The organism is Nonomuraea sp. NPDC005692 (assembly GCF_040631115.1).
Classification (GTDB): Bacteria; Actinomycetota; Actinomycetes; order Streptosporangiales; family Streptosporangiaceae; genus Nonomuraea.
In genome coordinates this window covers 193,662-212,681 of the sequence record NZ_JBEXYU010000011.1, presented here as the reverse complement: position 1 = coordinate 212,681, position 19,020 = coordinate 193,662, and the positions used below count along the sequence as shown (strand labels likewise).

15 protein-coding genes are annotated in these 19,020 nt (G+C 69.4%); 4 read left to right on the top strand and 11 right to left on the bottom strand.

Annotation, left to right across the window (positions count from 1 at the left end):
• Window positions 1-39: 39 nt before the first annotated feature.
• The 3 genes from rsmG to ABZ459_RS24130 all read left to right on the top strand — a co-directional run bounded on the left by rsmG (window position 40) and on the right by ABZ459_RS24130 (window position 3,035).
• Window positions 40-711, top strand: a complete 672-nt coding sequence (gene rsmG, locus ABZ459_RS24140) for a 16S rRNA (guanine(527)-N(7))-methyltransferase RsmG (protein ID WP_352322967.1) — start codon at window positions 40-42, stop codon at window positions 709-711.
• A gap of 206 nt (window positions 712-917) precedes the next feature.
• Window positions 918-1,817, top strand: coding sequence for a ParA family protein (locus tag ABZ459_RS24135; RefSeq protein ID WP_357974041.1), 900 nt, complete (start codon window positions 918-920; stop codon window positions 1,815-1,817).
• A 255-nt stretch (window positions 1,818-2,072) separates the two neighbouring features.
• Entirely contained in the window at window positions 2,073-3,035 is a 963-nt protein-coding gene (locus ABZ459_RS24130) for a ParB/RepB/Spo0J family partition protein (protein ID WP_357974038.1), read from the top strand.
• Between the two features lie 775 nt (window positions 3,036-3,810).
• Here the strand turns inward: ABZ459_RS24130 and ABZ459_RS24125 are convergent.
• The 3 genes from ABZ459_RS24125 to ABZ459_RS24115 form a co-directional block, all read right to left on the bottom strand.
• On the bottom strand, window positions 3,811-4,857 hold the full coding sequence (locus ABZ459_RS24125) for a low specificity L-threonine aldolase (RefSeq protein WP_357974035.1): 1,047 nt from the start codon (window positions 4,855-4,857) through the stop codon (window positions 3,811-3,813).
• A 1,851-nt stretch (window positions 4,858-6,708) separates the two neighbouring features.
• Entirely contained in the window at window positions 6,709-7,665 is a 957-nt protein-coding gene (locus ABZ459_RS24120) for a D-alanine--D-alanine ligase (protein ID WP_357974032.1), read from the bottom strand.
• Window positions 7,666-7,793: 128 nt separating this feature from the next.
• Window positions 7,794-9,026, bottom strand: a complete 1,233-nt coding sequence (locus ABZ459_RS24115; RefSeq protein WP_352362288.1) for a PLP-dependent aminotransferase family protein — start codon at window positions 9,024-9,026, stop codon at window positions 7,794-7,796.
• A gap of 269 nt (window positions 9,027-9,295) precedes the next feature.
• On the opposite strand from ABZ459_RS24115, the gene ABZ459_RS24110 reads away from it, so the two are divergent.
• Window positions 9,296-9,913 carry a GNAT family N-acetyltransferase gene (locus tag ABZ459_RS24110; RefSeq protein ID WP_357693328.1) on the top strand — a complete coding sequence of 206 codons (618 nt, stop codon included), beginning with the start codon at window positions 9,296-9,298 and terminating at the stop codon, window positions 9,911-9,913.
• A 77-nt stretch (window positions 9,914-9,990) separates the two neighbouring features.
• On the opposite strand, the gene trxA is transcribed toward ABZ459_RS24110, so the two are convergent.
• The 8 genes from trxA to ABZ459_RS24070 all read right to left on the bottom strand — a co-directional run bounded on the left by trxA (window position 9,991) and on the right by ABZ459_RS24070 (window position 18,901).
• A complete protein-coding gene (trxA, locus tag ABZ459_RS24105) occupies window positions 9,991-10,305 on the bottom strand; it encodes a thioredoxin (RefSeq protein ID WP_352322961.1) in 315 nt (104 codons plus the stop codon).
• Between the two features lie 10 nt (window positions 10,306-10,315).
• The gene (gene trxB / locus ABZ459_RS24100) at window positions 10,316-11,248 is read right to left on the bottom strand and encodes a thioredoxin-disulfide reductase (RefSeq protein WP_357974029.1); all 933 of its coding nucleotides are present in this window, start codon (window positions 11,246-11,248) and stop codon (window positions 10,316-10,318) included.
• 124 nt (window positions 11,249-11,372) lie between these two features.
• A complete protein-coding gene (locus tag ABZ459_RS24095) occupies window positions 11,373-12,245 on the bottom strand; it encodes a zf-HC2 domain-containing protein (RefSeq protein WP_357974026.1) in 873 nt (290 codons plus the stop codon).
• Complete coding sequence (sigM, locus tag ABZ459_RS24090; protein WP_352322958.1) at window positions 12,235-12,870, bottom strand: RNA polymerase sigma factor SigM; 636 nt, start codon at window positions 12,868-12,870, stop codon at window positions 12,235-12,237. The genes ABZ459_RS24095 and sigM overlap by 11 nt, the downstream gene beginning before the upstream one ends.
• Before the next feature lie 16 nt (window positions 12,871-12,886).
• On the bottom strand, window positions 12,887-14,404 hold the full coding sequence (locus ABZ459_RS24085) for a protein kinase family protein (RefSeq protein WP_357974023.1): 1,518 nt from the start codon (window positions 14,402-14,404) through the stop codon (window positions 12,887-12,889).
• 230 nt (window positions 14,405-14,634) lie between these two features.
• A complete protein-coding gene (murJ, locus tag ABZ459_RS24080) occupies window positions 14,635-16,239 on the bottom strand; it encodes a murein biosynthesis integral membrane protein MurJ (protein ID WP_357974020.1) in 1,605 nt (534 codons plus the stop codon).
• On the bottom strand, window positions 16,236-18,332 hold the full coding sequence (locus tag ABZ459_RS24075; RefSeq protein WP_357974017.1) for a DUF6049 family protein: 2,097 nt from the start codon (window positions 18,330-18,332) through the stop codon (window positions 16,236-16,238). The genes murJ and ABZ459_RS24075 overlap by 4 nt, the downstream gene beginning before the upstream one ends.
• Window positions 18,333-18,376: 44 nt before the next feature.
• A complete protein-coding gene (locus ABZ459_RS24070; RefSeq protein WP_357974014.1) occupies window positions 18,377-18,901 on the bottom strand; it encodes a YbaK/EbsC family protein in 525 nt (174 codons plus the stop codon).
• Window positions 18,902-19,020 lie beyond the last annotated feature (119 nt).

Here is a 19,020-nt window from a genome sequence, read left to right as displayed (position 1 = left end):
TACGAACACCACCTGAGACCGAGAAAGGGCCAGCATCCAGTGAGCGAAGAGCTTCCGGCGCCGCCGGACATAGCGCGGGACGTCTTCGCCGGGGAGGCATGGGATCGCGCGAACGCGTTCGCCGCGCTGCTGGCGGGCCCGGGCGTCGTCCGGGGACTGCTGGGGCCGCGTGAGGTGCCGCGTATCTGGGATCGCCACCTGCTCAACTGCGCCGTGGTCGCCGAGGCCGTGCCGCCGGAGGTGCGGCTGGTGGACATCGGCTCCGGGGCGGGCCTGCCGGGGCTGGTGCTGGCCATCGTCCGCCAGGACATCGAGGTCACGCTGCTGGAGCCGTTGCTTCGCCGTACGGTGTTCCTGGAGGAGTGCGTCGAGGCGCTCAAGCTGGACAACGTCGAGGTGCTGCGCGGGCGGGCCGAGGATCTGGCGGGGGAGCGGGAGTTCGACGTCGCCAGTGCTCGGGCGGTCGCGCCGCTCGACCGGCTGCTGAAATGGGCCATGCCTCTTCTGCGCGAGGGCGGCGAACTGATAGCCATGAAGGGGGAGCGAGCCGCCGGCGAGCTCGCCGAGGCGGAGTCCCAATTGCGGGCCTGCGGGGCCCGAACGGCCGAGCTTGTGACCGTCGGGCACGGTAAGGTCGAGCCGCCTGCAACATTGGTTCGGGTGGTAGCGGGTCGCGCGCCGGAGCGAGCCAGGCGGCGACGAAGGAGGTGACGGTTGTGCCAGTCGCGTCTTGCGGTCTTGGCTGGCCGGACAGCCGTCGGTCCGAGAGCCCAACCGGGGTTGGATGGCCCGAAATGGGCGTGTCGCAACAGCAAATTCCCGGCACCGGCACACCACTGGTTGAAAGGATGGCCAACGTGACCCAGACCCCCCTGAACCCCGGTGATTCGCCGTTGGTACGAGAGGCGCTCAGTTCAGTGGTTTCACGTGAAACACCTGCCGCCACCCAACCGGCCGCCACCCAGCCAGCCGTCGAGCAGCCGGCCGCCACCCAGAGGGGCGGCACCAGCGGCGACGGCGACAACTCCTGGCCGCGGCCGGCGAAATGCAGAGTGATCGCGGTCGCCAACCAGAAGGGCGGCGTCGGCAAGACCACCACTTCGGTGAACATTGCCGCGGCCCTGTCGATGCACGGCCAGCGCGTCCTCGTGGTGGACCTCGACCCGCAGGGCAACGCCTCGACGGCTCTGGCCACTGAGCATCGCGGTGACGTACCGGATGTCTACCAGGTGCTCGTCGACGATCTGCCCATGGTGGAGATCGTCAAGCAGGTCCCCGAGATGCCGAACCTCTACTGCGCGCCCGCCACGATCGACCTGGCCGGCGCGGAGATCGAGCTCGTCTCCCTGGTGGCGCGGGAGGCCCGGCTCCGGCGGGCGCTGGCGGCGTACGAGGAGGAGTTCGACTACATCGTCATCGACTGCCCGCCGTCCCTCGGCCTGCTGACGGTCAACGCCCTGGTCGCCGCCGAAGAGGTCATGATCCCGATCCAGTGCGAGTACTACGCGCTGGAGGGCCTGGGGCAGCTCCTCAGGAACGTCGACCTCATCAAGGCTCACCTCAACCCGGCTCTGCGGCTCTCCACGATCGTCCTGACGATGTACGACGGGCGTACCCGGCTGGCTTCGCAGGTCGCCGACGAGGTGCGGTCGCACTTCGGGGAGACGGTGCTGAAGACGGTCATCCCGCGCAGCGTCCGGCTGTCGGAGGCACCCAGCTATGGGCAGTCGGTCATGACGTACGATCCGGGGTCGAGCGGGGCGATGGCGTACATGGACGCGGCCCGCGAGATCGCCCACCGCGCCACCGTGGCCTGACCTCTGGTCGCTCGCGGGTCTCAGAGGTACGGCTTGAGGGCGTAGCCCGCGCTCCGGTGTGCCTGCTCCTGCTTGGACCCGGTGAACGTCGGCGGTAGGTGGTCTCGTTCGGCGCGAGTCGTGAGTTGGGCAGATTTGTAACCGTGTCGGCGTAAATCCCACAGGACTGTGTGTGGCGTGGGGGCACCCCGCTGGGCCCGCAACGGTAACCTCTCCTGGAGTGACCGGAATCGACCGGCTGGATGAGGAGACGCAGTGAGTCAGCAGCGGCGGGGATTGGGCAAGGGACTCGGGGCACTCATTCCGACCGGACCCATCGTTGACGGCCCGGGTGCGGCGCCCGCTCCCTCGAACGGTTCCACGGTCGAGGCAGGTCCGAAGCCGATCGCTGGAGCGTACTTCAGAGAGGTCGCGCTGACCGCGATCGTGCCCAACCCGCGTCAGCCGCGTGAGGTGTTCGACGACGAGCGCCTCCAGGAGCTCGCCGACTCCATCCGCGAGGTCGGCCTTCTGCAGCCGATCGTGGTGCGCTCCGTGGGGGGCGGCCAGTATGAGCTGATCATGGGGGAGCGGCGCTGGCGGGCGTGCCAGCAGGTCGGTCTCGACCCGGTCCCGGCGATCGTCCGGAACACCCAGGACACCGACCTCCTCCGGGACGCGCTCATCGAGAACCTCCAGCGCGAGCAGCTGAACGCCCTGGAAGAGGCGGCCGCCTACCAGCAGTTGCTGGACGACTTCCAGGCGACCCACGAGCAGCTGGCCAGCAAGGTGGGGCGCTCTCGATCTCACATCACCAACACGCTCCGGCTGCTGAACCTCCCGCCGGAGGTTCAGCTCCGCGTGGCCGCCGGCACCATCAGCGCCGGGCACGCTCGCGCCCTGCTTGGCCTGAGCAGTGCGGAGGAGCAGGTCGAGTTGGCCAAGCGCATCGTGGCGGAGCTGCTGTCCGTGAGGGCGGTGGAGGAGATCGTCGCCATGGGCAGCGCGAAGGCTGCGCAGAAGGCGCCGCGGGAGCGGCAGGTGCCCAAGCCTACGGCTCCTGGTCTGACCCATCTGGCGGACCGGCTCTCCGACCACTTCGAGACGAAGGTCAAGGTCGACTTGGGGCGGCGTAAGGGGCGGATCGTGGTGGAGTTCGCGACGATCGACGACCTTGAGCGCATCATCGGGACGATGGCGCCTGAGGCGGCACGGGCGATGCGGGAGCGCGAGGACTGACCTCGCCTGTTTCACGTGAAACCACTCGCTCTTTCACGTGAAACCGCTTCCTCGACTCTTTCCTCCTCCTCTTCTCTTCCCTTCTCTCTTCTGTTCGCCTGCTCTTCTGTTCGCCTGCTCTTCTGTTCGTCTGCGTCCGGTCTCGCTTCGTCTTGTGGGCGTGTCCGCAGTGTCGCGGTGGGCCTGTGCACTGTGTCGCGTCGGGGGTGCGGCATGTGTGGCGAGCGCGATGGCTGGCCGGGCTGCGGCCTTGGGGCTCTCTCCAGCTCGCTACAGCTCGCCCAGGTCTCCAGTTCGGTCGGCTCTCCGCCTCGACCGGCTCTCCAGCTCACCCGGCTTCCGCCTCGACCGGCTCGACCGGTTTCCTAGGCCCCCAGCTCGCTCAGTGCCGCGTGGTGATTGCTCGGCGGCTTCGTTCTCGAAGTAGCGTGCTGATGGTCGCGCGGGGAGGTTCTCGTTTAGCCACGGCCCCTTCTCGAGCTGGCATCAGGCGGTTCGGCTGGCCACGCCCCGCACCCCACGCCCCGTACCCCGCGCCCTACCCCTCACGCCCGCGCCCCACGCCCCGCGCCTCCGCGCCCTACGCCCCGCTCCTCACGCCCCGCGTCTCGGGCCCCACGCCTCGCGTCCGCGCCTGGCGGGACCTTTGGCGGGTTCTACATCGAACGGCGCTCCTGGAGCGGCGAGTGGCCGTGTTTCACGTGAAACGCCTGCGGGACTCCCAGTCGGAGGAGCGTGGTCGGAGGCGGTGTTTCACGTGAAACGGGGCCGGAGGTCAGGGGGTGGCTGCTTTGTGGAGGGCGGCCAGGAAGTCGTCCACGTGCTCTTCGGTGGTGTCGAAGGCGGTCATCCAGCGGACCGTGCCTGCGGTCTCGTCCCAGTAGTGGAAGAGGTAGTCCTGTAGGAGGGATTCTGAGGTGGCGTGGGGGAGGGTGGCGAAGACGGCGTTGGACTCCACGGGGTGGGTGAGGGTGACGCCGGGTACGTCCGCGAGGCCGTCCGCCAGGCGGCGTGCCATCTGGTTGGCGTGGGAGGCGTTGCGGCGCCACAGGTCGTCGGTCAGGAGAGCGGAGAGCTGGGCTGAGATGAAGCGCATCTTGGAGGCCAGCTGGAGTGACTGGCGGCGGAGGTAGGGGACTGCGTCCGTCAAGGACGGGTCCAGGACGACCACCGCTTCGGCAGCCATGGCGCCGTTTTTGGTGCCGCCGAAGCTGAAGACGTCCACGCCTGCGTCCGTGGTGATGGCTTTCAGGGAGCAGTTCAGGTGGGCGGCGGCGTTGGCGAGGCGGGCACCGTCCACGTGGAGGCGTAGGCCGGAGGCGTGGGCCGTTTCGGCCAGGGCGGCGATCTCGGTGGGGGAGTAGCAGGTGCCCAACTCGGTCACCTGGGAGATGGAGACGACCGTCGGTTGGGGCTCGTGGTGCTGGCCGATGAGGTGGAGGTGGGCCTTGATGTCGTCCGGGTGGAGCTTGCCCTGCGGGGTGGGGATGGTTCGGAGCTTCACGCCCAGGAGGCGTTCCGTGGCGCCCGTTTCGTGGGTGGCGATGTGGGCGGTGTCGGCGCAGAGGATGGCGTCGTAGCGGCCGAGCATGAGGGCCAGGCCGACCATGTTGGCACCGGCTCCGTTGAGTACGGCGAAGCCTTCCGCTGTGGGGCCGAACGTTTCCTTGATTTTGCGCTCGAAGGTTGAGGTCCAGGTGTCGTCGCCGTAGGCGGGAGCGTCTCCCTGGTTGGCGACGGTCATGGCGTTGAGGATGTCGGGGTGCACGCCTGCGTGGTTGTCGCTGGCGAAGCTCTTTGGGTGGGCGGGATTGATCGGCACACCGTAAGGCTATGCAAGGTGCTTGGGCGGGAGGTTGGGAGGGGCGGGGGCGCCGATGGTGGTTCTCGCAGTTCCCTCGTGGGCGTTGGCGGTGGTGCTTCTCGCCGGCGTTGCGCTGATGCTTCAAACGGTGGCCGTTGTCAGGGCTGTGGGACGGTGCGGTTGCGACCGGGCCGCCTTTGCGGCATAGCGATGGATGGCGGCGGAGCGGTCGGCGGGGTCTGGCGGGTCCACGGCCGCTGTTCATGGGTGAAGCGACTGCAACCAGCCGAGGCATCGAAAGGAGGAGGGGCCGCCCATCAGGCGGCGACCGGTGGGGAGGGGGAAGGTCGGTGACACCGAGGCATGCGGTTCCGGCGCCGCAGAGCGCAAGGGAAGCAAGCCTTCAAGAAGGCGCCGTCAGTTCGGCGCACGGGATGGCGGGCGCGATGGGAAACGCCGGGCCATGAGTCCGAAGGCGTTGGAGAGGACACGCGCTGAAGAGGCCTCGCCGAGGGACGGCCGAGGAGAGCCTCGCTGAAGCGGACGCGGCGGCGAGGTGTCGAGGTGTCGGGGAGAACTGCTCAGTGACGGATGGCGGGCGGGAGCGCTGATGACCAGTAACCATGAGCGAGGCGCGCTGGAGGAGAAGCGGTGGCGTGCTGCGGGTGGAGGTCTTAAGGGAGGGGCGCCGAAAGCGGTCAGTCATGGACGGCCAAGGAGAGGCGCTGATGAACGGCGTGGAGGAAATTCCTGCTGCGGGAGAAGCGGTGACGCGCCGTGGGAGACGTCCCGAGAGAGAAGTGCGCTGAAGGCGGTCAGTGACAGGCGGTCGAGGAGAGGCACGCTGAAGGACATCCGGTGGGCGAGGCACTCGGCTGGGGGAGCGGTGGAGAGCAGCGGCCAGGGGAGCGCGCCGGGACGCGGGGAGCGAGGGACGTAGGAGGAACGCGCTGAGGAGGTGGGACCAGGAGAGGCGTTGGTTGCAGGGCTCTGGCGGAGAGGTGGGTGACGCGCTGCGAGAGGCACCCTGCAAGGGAGGGGAGGCCGGCTTCGAAAGTGGGTGCGTGAGGAGACAGGAGCTCGTCTCAAGCGGGAGACGGAGGAAGGAGCGGAGAGGGGAGGCGAGGAAACAGGGCCGGATTCGGAGGGCGAGACGGGAGGGGGGCGGGCCCACGCGGGGGAAGTGCAGGAGTTGCCGCACGGAGGAATGGAGGAGCTATCGCTGCAGAAGAGGGGGCTGGCCGCGCGGAGAAGGGAGCAGCCACGCGGTAGACGAGGGGCAGCAGCCACGTGGCGGGACGCAAACAGTCGCCGCCTGGCGGACAAGAGGGCTGTCGTGTGGTGGACGAGGGGAGTCGCCGCGGGGGACAGGGACAGCACCACGCGGTGCACGAAGGCGGCCGCGCCGCGGAAGAGAGCGGTGGTCGCCTGGCGAACAAGAGGAGTCGCCGCATGAGGGACAAGGGGGCAGCGGTCGTGTGAGGGACAGGAGCGGTGGTCGCCTGGCGGATGAGGGGGCTGTCGTGCGGCGGATATCGGGAGTCGTCGCGCGGGGGACATGGGCGCAGCAGCCACGCGATGGGGCGTGAGCGGTGGCTGCGTGGTGGATGAGGAGGCTGTCGTGTGATGGACAAGGGGAGTCGCCGCACAAGGGACAAGAGAGCAGCAGCAGCGTGAGGGACGAGAGTGATCGTCGCCCGGCGGACAAGGGGGAGCCCTCGCGGGGTGGACAACAGGCGGCGGCGCGCGGTGAACAAGAGAGCAGCGCCCGCGCGGCGGAAGAGAAGAGTCGCCGCGCGGGGACGTGAAGAGCTGGCGCGCGGCGGTGGAGAGGAGCCGCCGCGGGGAAGAGGGGCGAGGAGAGGGGGGTTAGGGGCGGGGGCGGTGGGCGGCGTTTTGGAGGAGGGTGCGGCAGAGGTCGCCGAGGTCGCGTCCCGCTGCCTCCGCGGCCATCGGCAGCAGCGATGTCTCCGTCATCCCCGGCGCCACGTTGACCTCCAGGAAGTGCGGGTCGTCGGCCGCGTCCACGATCAGGTCGGTACGGGAGATGTCCCGCAGCCCCAACGCCGTGTGCGCCGTCACGGCCATCCGGGCGCAGGCGTCGGCGGCGGCCGCGGAGAGGCGGGCGGGGGCGAAGAACTCGGTGTGCCCGGCGGTGTAGCGGGCGGCGTAGTCGTAGACGCCGGCGTCGGGGACGATCTCCACGGCCGGCAGCGCCACGGGCCCCTCACCGAGGTCGACGACCGAGACCGACACCTCGACGCCCTCGACGTACCGCTCGATGAGGGCGGTGTCGCCGTAGGCGAAGCAGCCGACCATGGCGGCGGGCAGCTCTTCGGCCGTGCGGACGATGGACGCGCCGAGCGCCGAGCCGCCGCGGGCGGGCTTGACGAACAGGGGGAGGCCGAGACGGTCGATGATGCGGCCGAGCACGACCGTGGCGCCGAGGTCGTGGAAGGTCTCCCTGGGGAGGGTGACGGACTCGGGGGTGCGCAGGCCGACCGAGCGTACGACGGCCTTGGCGGTGGGCTTGTCGAAGGCCACGCGGCAGGCGTCGGGGCCGGCGCCGACGTAGGGCACGTCGAGGAGTTCGAGCACGGAACGGATCGCGCCGTCCTCGCCCGCGCCGCCGTGGAGGGTGACGAACACCGCCTCGGGCGGGTCGGCGAGGATGGCGGGCACGAGGGAGGCGTCGGTGTCGCGGGCCTCCACGTCGATGCCCGTGGCGCGCAGCACCTCGCTCACCCGGCGGCCGGAGCGCAGGGACACCTCCCGCTCATAGGAGAGGCCCCCGGCCAGCACGAGCACGTGGCCCAGATCGCTCATCACATCTCCTCCGCTGATCGTACGCGTCCAACCGTACCGGCGGCTGGCGGCGAATGGTGTAGGTGAGGCCCGCACACGAGTACGGCCGGCGTCCCCGTCCCCGGGGAGCGCCGGCCGTACCGAGGAAGCTAGGCCAGTTCGGGCCCCGGAGTGTCGACGCCGGCCCGCTCGGGACCGGAGCCGGTGCCGAACATGTCCCGGAGCTGCATCTCCTGCTCGATCACCCCGGACAGGCGCCGGACGCCCTCGCGGATGCGGTCGGGCTCGGGGAAGCAGTAGGACAGTCGCATGTGCCGGGCGCCGCTGCCGTCGGAGAAGAACCCGGTGCCGGGCACGAACGCCACCCGCTCGGCCACGGCCCGCGGCAGGATCGCCTTGGAGTCGAGCCCTTCGGGCAGGGTCGCCCAGACGAAGAAGCCGCCGGCCGGACGGGTCCAGGTGACCTCGGGCGGCATCAGGGCCTCCAGGGAGTCCAGCATGGAGTCGCGCCGCTCGCGGTAGAGCTCCTTGAAGGACTTGATCTGCTCCCGCCACGGCTGCGTGGCCAGGAATTGGCCCACGGCGAGCTGCGTGAACACCGAGTGCGACAGCACGGCCGACTCCATGGCCAGGATCAGCTTGTCGCGGATGGCGTGCGGCGCGAGCGCCCAGCCGACGCGGAAGCCGGGGGCGAGCGTCTTGGAGAACGACCCCAGGTAGACCACGCCGTCGGGGTTGTCGGCGCGCAGGGCGCGCATGGGCTCGCCGTCGAAGCCGAGCAGCCCGTACGGGTTGTCCTCGATGATGAGGATGCCGGCACGCTGGCAGATGTCGAGCACCTGCTGCCGCCTGGCCAGGTTGAGCGTGACGCCGGCCGGGTTCTGGAAGGTCGGGATCGTGTAGAGGAACTTGACGGGCGCTCCGGCGGTCTCCAGCGCGTAGATGGTCTGCGCCAGCGATTCGGGCACGATGCCCTGATCGTCCATGGCGATGTGAACCACTTTGGCCTGGTAGGCGGAGAACGTCCCCAGGGCCCCTACGTACGACGGGCCTTCGGCGAGCACGACGTCGCCCGGGTCGATGAAGATCCGGGTGATCAGGTCGAGCGCCTGCTGTGAACCGACGGTGACGACGACGTCGTTCGCCCCGGCCTCGATCCCCTCCAGCCGCATGACCTCGCAGATCTGCTCGCGCAGGTGCGGATCACCCTGGCCGGAACCGTACTGCAGCGCGACCGTGCCGCGCGTGGTGACCAGGTCGGAGACCAGCTCGCCGACCATGTCGAGGGGGAGCGCCGTGACGTACGGCATGCCGCCGGCGAGCGAGACCACCTCGGGTCTCGACGCGACGGCGAAGAGAGCTCGGATCTCGGAGGCGACCATCCCGGTAGCTCGCGCGGCGTACCGATCGACGTAGGCGTCGATGCGCGACCCTTGGGTCGCGGGTGTCTGACCGTGATCCTGCTCTTCCGTCACGGCCCACCTCCTAGGTGTCATATCGGACCGAAATACCAGATTACGCCAGTCGGACATGTCCTTCGTGACCGGGCTCGACCGTCGTGGTATCCGCTGGCTCCATCTTCACTGAGCTACCATGCCACCAACGGACGCGGTTTTCGCGCGCTTTTCTGGGTCGACGATAGGGGCCGTAGTTGTCGCGCCGGCTGGTCAACATAACCCTGGACAATCTCGAAGATCTGCCACGCCGCTGCCGGCGGTGCGTGTTCTGGGAGCTCGATCCCGTCAGTGGCGAGCGCGCCGTGCACTCCGGCGACTCCGGGCTGGAGAAGGAGGCCTGGATCTCGGGCACCCTGCTGGAGTGGGGCAGCTGCGGGAAAATCGCCTACGTCGACGGGGTTCCGGCCGGGTTCGTCCTCTACAGCCCGCCGCTCTACAGCCCGCGTTCGCTGGCCTTCCCCACCTCGCCGGTGAGCGCCGACGCGGTGCTGCTGATGACGGCCCACATCATCCCCGAGTTCTCGGGCGGCGGGCTGGGCCGGATGCTGATTCAGGGCGTGGCGAAGGATCTGACCCGGCGCGGGGTGAAGGCCATTGAGGCGTTCGGCGACCTGAAGTGGGAAGAGCCTAGTTGTGTAGTTCCTGCTGAATACTTGCTTTCTGTGGGTTTTAAGACGGTTCGACCGCATTTGCGGTTTCCGCGCCTGCGTTTGGAGCTGAAGAGCGCCATCTCGTGGCGTGAGGACGTCGAGGTGGCCCTCGAACGGCTTCTGGGGTCCATGAGCCCGGAGCGCGCCCTTCGTCCCGTCTGACGGCTCTTGGGGGCCGAAGAAGGGCAAACGAAAGCCCCCCGCGGGCATCGCCGCAGGGGGCCTTCACATGAGGGCGACTAGATGATGCCGTCGAGCTCGCGCAGCAGCATGGCCTTCGGCTTGGCGCCGATGATCTGCTTCACGACCTCGCCACCCTTGTAGACGTTCATCGTGGGGATCTGGAGCACGCCGTACTGGCGGGGAACCTCGGGGTTCTCGTCGATGTTCAGCTTGACGATCTCGAGCTTGTCGCCGTGCTCGTTCGCGATCTCCTGGAGGATGGGCGCGACCTGACGGCACGGGCCGCACCACTCGGCCCAGAAGTCGACCAGCACGGGCTTGTCGCTCTTGAGGACCTCGGTCTCGAACGTGGCGTCGGTAACTGCCTTCACGGTGCGCTCCTTACTTCTCGTTGTTGGCGAGCCAGCGCTCGGAGTCGAGCGAGGCGGCACAGCCGGTGCCGGCCGCGGTGATGGCCTGGCGGTAGGTGTGGTCGACGACGTCGCCGGCCGCGAACACGCCGTCGATGTTGGTGGCGGTCGACGGCGAGGCGACCTTGATGTACCCGTTCTCGTCGAGCTCGATCTGGCCCTTGACCAGGTCGGTGCGCGGGTCGTGACCGATGGCCAGGAACAGCGCGTCGGTCGCCAGCTCGCACTCCTCGCCGGTCTTGACGTTACGCAGCTTGACCGCCTCGACCTTGGTGTCGCCGAGCACGTCGACGACCTCGGAGTCCCAGACGAAACGGATCTTCTCGTTGGCGAACGCGCGCTCCTGCATGATCTTGCTGGCGCGCAGCTCACCACGCCGGTGGACGACCGTCACCATGCGCCCGAACCGGGTCAGGAACGTCGCCTCCTCCATGGCGGTGTCGCCACCGCCCACGACCACGATGTCCTTGTTGCGGAAGAAGAAGCCGTCGCAGGTGGCGCACCAGGACACGCCGTGGCCGGACAGGCGCTTCTCGTTCTCCAGGCCGAGCTCGCGGTAGCCCGAGCCCATGGTCAGGATCACCGACTTGGCGTAGTAGGTGTCGGTGTGGGTCTTGACGACCTTGGGGTTGGCCTCCAGGTCGACCTCGACCACGTCGTCGGCCACCAGCTCGGCGCCGAAGCGCTCGGCCTGCTTGCGCAGGTTGTCCATCAGATCGGGGCCCATGATGCCGTCGGGGAACCCGGGGAAGTTCTCCACGTCGGTGGTGTTCATGAGCGCACCGCCCGCCGTCACGGAGCCCTCGAAGACCAGCGGCTTGAGTTCGGCGCGCGCGGAGTAGACGGCCGCGGTGTAGCCCGCAGGGCCCGACCCAATGATGATCACGTTACGAACGTCGCTCAACGCTCCCACGCCTTCCTCGTCTGCTGTTTGCTTCGGGCTCAACAGATCCTAGGCCGCGCTGATTCCCGGCCCTGCCCGCAAAACGAAAGAGCCCGCCGAAGCGGGCTCTGACGTGGGCTTTCGATTACCAGCGGCCCAATGTGGGCTTGCGCAGGTTCTTGCAATTGAACGGGTCGACGATGTCGATGCGCAGCTTCTTGGCGGCCTGGTCCTTCCAGGAGGCCACGATCAGCGCCTCCTGACCGTTGTACTGGCCCTGGTCGACCGCGAACGTCTTCAGCTTCGAACGGGCGGCCACCTTGCCGACGCATCGGTCGACCCTGGCGGTGTCCGTGGGGCCTTCGAGGGCCGGAGCGGCGCCGAAGTACCCGAGCAGCGGCTGGCGCAGCTCCCGGTCGCTGTAGTTGTAGTTGCTGTCGGTCAGCGCGTAGGCCCTGGCCCGCTGGTGGGGCTTCGACGGTGTCGCGGGCTGCGCCACCGTGGGCCCGGACGAACCGCCCGGCTCGCTCCCGCCGGCCAGCAACCCGCCCGAGAGCGCCAGCGTGCCGACCACCACCGCGGCCGCCGCCGACGCCGCCACGGCGGGCATGGCCCACCTGCGCCGCCGTGCCGACCTGGTCCGGGCCGGGACGATGGTGCCGTCGTCGGAGACCACCCCGAGACGTACCGGCTCGGGGATCTCCGCCGCCGGCTGCTCCCACGGGGAGTCCCGCATGAGCCTGTCCCAGTCTGGTGCTTCCACGAGGTCGACACCCCCGCGGCGGGACTCCGCCTCGGCGGCCAGCGCCTTGTCGATGCGCAGTGCGACGCCCATCGGCATGGCCGGTGTTGGGGTCGCCGCGAGCACCTCGCGAACCGCCGCAAGGTCTGCCAGCAGCTCCCCACAGGGGTCGCAGACCGCGAGATGCTCGCGGACCCGGCGTGCCGTCGCGGCGTCCAAGAGATCCTCTGCCAGCTCGGCCAGGACCTCAAGATCGTAGTGCGTATCACCCGTCACGAAGTTCTGCTCCCTTCGCGGATGAGACGCGATTGAGGTCCGAACGGTTCCGCAGATGCGAAAGAATTGGGGCAAGTTTCGCGCGACCCCGTGCGCATCTGCTCTTCACGGTGCCGCTCGGCACCTGTAGCACCTGAGCTGCGTCTTCGACCGAATAGCCCATCATGTCCACGAGCACGAGCGCCGCTCGCTGGTCGGCGGGCAGCAGTTTCAGAGCGGCCGAAACCTCCATCGAGACCTCGCGCTCGACGGTCTGGTCGGGGAGCGGGCTGTCCCGCTCGGCGGCCTCGATCAGTTCGTCGTCGGCCACCGGACGGACGGACTTGCGCCGCATCCGGTCGAGGCAGGCGTTGACGACGATGCGGTGGAGCCAGGTGGTGACCGCCGCCTCGCCACGGAACGAGGCGGCCTTGCGATATGCGGAGACGAACGCGTCCTGAACGGCGTCCGCCGCCTCGTCAGGGTCACCGAGAGTACGCAGCGCCACCGCCCACATGCGGTCACGGTGCCTTTTGACGATCTCGCTGAACGCGTGTGGATCCCCGTTGATGTGCGCGGTCAGCAGCTCGGCGTCTGTGATCGCCGGCCGCTCCGCTGGTGAGGGTGTCTCGGGTGGGGAGTTCACAAGAGAGATTCCTGATTTATGCCGATCCGGGAGAATGCACCACTACTTCATAGATGGTGCCACGAAACTGGCCCGCATCTGCCGGAACGCGCGTAAACCAGATCAAAACGTACCGACCGGTTGCCGGGTCCTCGGGGGTCAGGGTGGTCTTGCCCGAGGCGCTCTTCTCGGTCGCCACGGTCTTGAGCGAGCCGAGCTCGGGGGAGTCGCCGACCTTCAGCTCGACGCTCGCGCCGTCGGCCTTGGCCAGCGTGGCCACCACGTCGCTGATCTGCATGGACTTGCCCATGTCGAGCAGCAGGCCGACGCCCTTCTTGAGGTTCCCCAGCTCGGCGTTGCCGTAGCTCTGGGTCGTCCAGGCCGTGCTGGGCTTGCCGTCGATGGCCAGCTCGGCGATGTCGGACTTCTCGTCGCCGTCGTCGCCGAGGGGGTCGAAGCCCTTGGCCTTGTCCGGCTTGACGGCCTGGGCCGAGGCCGAGGCGGAGGACTTGCCGGTGGTCGGGCTGACCGACGCCTCGGGGGTGGCGGGGCTGCCGAGGCTGCGGCCGATCGTCCAGGCGCCGACGCCCACGGCGGCGATGACCAGCAGCACCACCAGCGTCATCAGCACCCGGTTGAGCACGCTGCCGCCGCCCTGGCTGGGCGGCCGGCGCGGCACCGGCGGCGGGGGCGGCATGGTGCGCTGCTGCCGGTGGGCGATGTCGAGGCCCTCGGTGTGCGAGGCGGAGGCGACCGCCGGCGTCGAGGGGTAGGAGATGGCGATCGGCATGGGCCGCGCCACGTCGGCCAGCGCCTCGGCGACCTCGGACGGGCTCACCAGCGCGCCCTGGCCCTTGCGCGACTCGGGAAGGCAGGCGCGGACGGTGACGGTGTCCAGATAGTTCGGGACGCCGGCGGTGACCTGTCGCGGCGAGCAGAAGTGCCCGTCGATCATGGGAGCGGCGGGCAGGCCGCCCTCCTCCTCGTCGCCGGGCCAGTGGCCGGTCAGGCCGGCGTACAGCAGCCTGCCCAGCCCCTCGGCGTCGTCGAGGGCGGGCTGGTCGGTGGTGAGCCCGGACAGCGCGGCGTCGACGGCCACGCCGAGCACCTTGACCGTGTTGCCCGTCGTCCAGACCAGGTGGGACGGGCGCAGGCACAGGTGGTAGAGCTTGGCCTCGTGGGCGTGCGCCAGCGCCTCGGCGGCCTCGGCCACCAGGCCGGCCGCGCGCTCGGGCTCCAGCGGGCCGGCGGCGAGCAGGTCGGTCAGCGTCTCGCCGGTGACCCACTCGCTGACCACGTAGGAGTGCTTGTCGTCCTCGCCGGCGTCGAACACCTGCGTCAGGCGCGGGTCGGTGAGTCGGCTCGCGGCACGGGCGGCGGTGACGACCTCGTGCACGCGCGGGAAGTCGGGGCCGAACGTGTGCACCGCCACCGGGCGCGCGAGGATCTCGTCGATCGCCTTCCACAGGGTCGCGCCGTCGGACTCGGTGACGCGGTCCTCCAGCCGGAAGCGTTCGGCCAGTCGGGTGCCGGGTTCCACGGCCGACGTGCTCACAGGCTCTCTCCGCTAGGCCGATCGGGCGTGCTCATGACTCGACTCACCTGCGTGGTGGTGTCCCACGTAGGCACGCTATGCCGGGTGGATCCGCCCACGCCCCTCCTGCTTCCATTCGCGCGTGTCGGGCACCATGGTAGTGCCGAGTCGATTCCGCCCGCGTTCTTTGCCAGCGGGAAACTCGTCAGCCGTCGTGGTCAAGTCCGTCCATATGCCGGATTTCCCAATTACTACCGACCTACGCGTCTGGCGACCATACCAACGAGTGAGTTGACCTCCGCTATGCGCATCCTGTGGGCGACGGCGAGATAGAGCAACAGTCCCAGCCCACCACCCACGGCCAGGACAATCAGCGAGTTGACGAAACCGAGACCGCCGAACAGCTGAGTGACCACCCAGACCGTGAGCAGCCCCAGCACGGCGGTGGGCAGCGAGGCCAGGTACATCCTGGTCAGCGCCGTGCCGATGGTCCAGCCGCCCAGGCCCTGGACGCGGCGGCTGGCCAGCGTCCAGGCCAGGACCGCGCCCAGCCCGTACGCGACGGCGTACGCCAGCGCCAGGCCCATCACCGCGTAGCGGGCGGGCAGCAGCACGAAGAAGATCACCATGAGCAGCGCGTTGACCGCGGTCGTGCCGGCCCCCACGAACACCGGCGTACGGGTGTCGCCGAAGCTGTAGAACACCCGCAGCAGGAGCTGGAACACCGCGAACGGCACCAGCGCGAGGCCGTAGACCTGCAGCACGTTCCCGATGTAGACGGCGTCGGCGACGCTGTTGGCGCCGTGGCCGTAGATCGGCACGGTGATCGCCGGGCCGAGCACCATCAGCAGCAGCGAGACCGGCACCATGAGCGAGCAGATGAGCCGCACGCTCGACCCGAACTCGGTGCGCACGTCGTCGAGCCGGCCCTCGCCCACCGCCCGGCTCATCCGGGGCAGCATCGCCGTGATCACCGACACCCCGATGATCCCGTACGGGAGCTGGAAGAGCTGGAACGCCAGCGTGTACGGGCTGATGCCGTGGCCGGCCACCTCGTTGCCCGCCGAGCTGGCCAGGTTGGTCGTCAGCATGAACCCGAGCTGGGTGACCACCACGTAGCCGATGGTCCAGACTCCGGCCCTGCCCATCTCGCCCAGCCGGGCGTTGCGCACGTCGAAACGCGGCACGAACGAGAACCCCACCCGCTTGAGCGCGACGATCAGCACCACCGCCTGGGCGACGATGCCCGCCGTGGTGCCGAGACCGAGCAGCGCGAGGTCGCCGGTGGTGACCGCCTCGATGTCGGACCCGCTGCCGACCACGGCGTAGGCCACGAACACGCAGATGACGACCAGGTTGTTGAGCACCGGCGCCCACATGGGAGCGCCGTAGCGGTCGCGGGTGTTCAGGATGGCGCCGGCGACCGCGCCGATCCCGAAGAAGGCGAGCTGCGGCAGGATGAACCGGGCCAGCATGACCCCGGTCTCGAACTTGATGCTGCCGCGGTCCCAGTCGGTGTAGAGGTCGATGAGCAGCGGCGCGCCCAGCACGGCGAGCACGGCCACCACGACCAGCACGGCGGTGGCCAGCGTCAGCAGGCGCTGCTCGTAGGCGCGGCCGCCGTCGGCGTCGTGCTGCTGCGCCCGGACGATCATCGGCACCACGACGCTGCTCAGCACGCCGAGCAGCAGCAGGTCGAGGATGCTGTACGGGATCGCGTAGGCCGCGTTGTAGGAGTCGCCCAGCGCCGCGGTGCCGATGGCGTAGGCCAGCACCATCGTGCGGGCGAACCCGGTGACCCTGGACACCATCGTGCCCGCCGCCATGATGGCGCTGGCCCGCAGCATGCGGCTCATACGGTCTCACTCTCCCGGGATTTGCCCGCTCGCGCGAGCCGTCGCTCCGACCGGCGGCGCAGGATCCGCGTCACGACGGCGGCGAGCATCACCGTCAGCGCGGCGCCCACGATGACCAGGGCGATGCCGGTGTAGCCGGTGGTGCGGATGGTCAGGCGCTGCGGCTTGCCGTAGGGCAGGCCGTCGATCGTGCGCAGTTGCACGGTGACGGTGGCGTCGCCGCTGGTGGTGGCGGTCATGTAGACCTGGAGCGTGCCGCTCTGGTTGCCGCCGATCACCAGCGGCTCCGGCGGCGGAGGCTGGATCTGCAGCCGCCCGCGGTCGTTGGACTTGACGTCGATGTGCAGCGTGACGGGCTTGTCCAGCGAGTTCTTCACGCTGATGGGCACCACACCGTTGCTGCCGGCGAGCGTGCGCGGCGCGTCGGTGATCTGGATCTTGTCGATCCGCTCGTCGACGGCCGTGCCGACGAGCTTGGTCACCGCGCGGCCGGCGCGGGTGTTGTTGCGCCAGGCCGACGAGGTGAGCCTGAGCACCGCGGCGTCGAAGGCCGAGGGCGCCTTGGTCCCGGTGACCGAGGCGGTGAGCTGCGCCTGCGTGGCGACCTCCTTGACGGGGGCCAGGTACTTGGCGCTCAGCTCCTCCTTGCGGTCCTGGTCGGTGTAGGTGAGCCCGGCCCGCGGCGTGGCCGTCTTGCTCGGCTTGATCGAGTCGAGGGTGGTCATCGACAGCCACGGCAGCTTGTCCGCGGTCTTCAGCAGGCTGGTGACCAGCGTCGGGTTGGGGTCCCAGCGGCGCGACGGCGCGACGACCAGCGACCGCGGCTCGACCTGCCCGGTCTCGGCGGCGATCATCGCGGTCTCGGCGATGAAGCGCTGCGTGCTGAGCAGCACCGTCGTGGGCGCGGTCGGCTCGAACAGCCGGCTCAGCTCGGCGTCGGCGACCAGCGCCTTGACCGGGCCGGCGACGGTGTCGAGCGTGGCGGCGGCGTCGGGCGTGTGGCTGACGGGCGGCTGCGGCGGCAGGTTGGTGGAGTTGAGCAGGACGGTGGAGACCTTGCCGGGGCTGACCGAGAGCAGGTCGAGCGCGTCGGCGTCGAGCACGCCCGCGGGCGGCCAGTTGATCGAGGTCTGCGCGTTGCGGTTGAGCAGCGCCCTGGCGGTCTGGCCGCCGAGCTCGATCGCCCGGCCGGGCTGCGCGTCGAGCCCCTGGTGGGCCAGGGCCGCCACGTCGGGGTCGCCGTAGGGGGTGGCGATGACGGGGGAGGCGGCCAGCGCCGTGCTCATGGTGGACAGCCAGGTGCCGGCGGTGTCGTTGGCCGGTTTGCCTTCGGTGCCGTCTTTGGTCTTGACGTGGTAGCCCTTGGTCATCGCCTTCAGGTCGTCGAGCAGCGACGGCTCGACGAACCAGGTGACCTTCTTCGGCGCCGTCTGCGCGATGCGGGCCAGGTCGGCCAGGCGGCCCTTGCCGCTGAGCGACTGGCTCAGCTTGTCGTCGACGAACAACGTCTCGTCGGAGCCCCGGTGGGGCTGGTCGATGACGGGCAGGGCGACGGCCAGCTTGTTGCGCGGCAGCTTCGGCGTGGTGGGCGGGGCATAGGTGAGGAACGTGCGCTGCGCCGTGATCGGCACTTCGTTCTGGGAGACGTCGACGGCGATCCGGTAGACGCCGAACGCGCGGTAGCCGAGCTGGATCGGGGTCGCCGTGAACGTCCAGGTGGCCTGTCCGCCGACGGCCAGGGCCGGGATGTCCATGGCCGAGGTGCGGGAGACGTTGCCGGGCAGCGTGGCGTTGTTCTGGTCGGTCTGGTACGCCGCCATGGAGGCGCGGTCGTAGAAACGTTCGCTCGTGTAGCGCAGGCGTACGCGGAGGGGGCCGAGCGCGGTTCCGGTGTCGTTGCGGACCGTGCCGGTGAACTTGATCTCGTCGGTCGGGCTGCTCGTCACCTGTGGCGTGATCGACGTGATGGAGACCGAGAGCGTCTCCCGCGCCGCCTCCACCGTGGCAGCAGAGTTCGGCGCCGCCGCCACCATGGGGGCGAGCGACGCGACGGACATCACGGCGAGCAGCGCGACCTTACGGATCACACGCATGCCAGAGCTGGGGTACGACGGCGCACGCCCGCAATGGTACGGGTTCAGTGCCGCGGCGCGACCGCCTCGCGTGTTCCCCGTGGTCGGGGCGTACGCAGGTCGACGGTCTTGCCGGTGAGGAGGTTCAGCAGGTCGAGCGCACGAAGACAGAGTGCGGTGTGCCGTTCGCCGGTGGCCGTGAAGACCGCCATGTCGTCGGCGACGAGCCGGTCGTCGATGAGCACCGGCAGCGACTCCGGCAGCAGCAGCGGGCAGACGAGCCCGTCGGTGTAGTCGGTGGCCGAGTTGACCAGGAAGGCCGGGGCCGGCCGCACCTGGCGGGCGCCCAGCAGGCCCCCGACGACGCCGGGCTGGGGCGGGGCCGCCGCGGTGGACACGACGGCGACGACGACCTCGCTGCCGATCCTGGTGGCGACGTCGAACACGGTGACCACGACGCACCGCCCGGGCTCCGCGGAGACCGTCTCCGGCAGTTCCTCCGCGCAAGTCATGGGGCGCGGAAGGCGTACGATCTCATGATGGACCTGGTGTGCGAGGAGCCAGCGGTGGATCGCGAGGGCGTCCTTCATGAAGTCCTCCTCCGTCTCGCCCTGTTCCATGGCCCCCGACGGTCCCCAGACCGAAGGTAACCCGGACCTGATGTGGCTCGGGGGATATGTTCCGGAATCGAAGGACCGACAGGGTTTGT

Bases quoted from the DNA above. Each gene is read 5' to 3' on its own strand.
- murJ (WP_357974020.1), bottom strand. From the start codon at position 16,239: ATGAGCCGCATGCTGCGGGCCAGCGCCATCATGGCGGCGGGCACGATG.
- ABZ459_RS24075 (WP_357974017.1), bottom strand. From the start codon at position 18,332: ATGCGTGTGATCCGTAAGGTCGCGCTGCTCGCCGTGATGTCCGTCGCG.
- ABZ459_RS24120 (WP_357974032.1), bottom strand. From the start codon at position 7,665: ATGAGCGATCTGGGCCACGTGCTCGTGCTGGCCGGGGGCCTCTCCTAT.
- ABZ459_RS24070 (WP_357974014.1), bottom strand. From the start codon at position 18,901: ATGAAGGACGCCCTCGCGATCCACCGCTGGCTCCTCGCACACCAGGTC.
- ABZ459_RS24115 (WP_352362288.1), bottom strand. From the start codon at position 9,026: ATGGTCGCCTCCGAGATCCGAGCTCTCTTCGCCGTCGCGTCGAGACCC.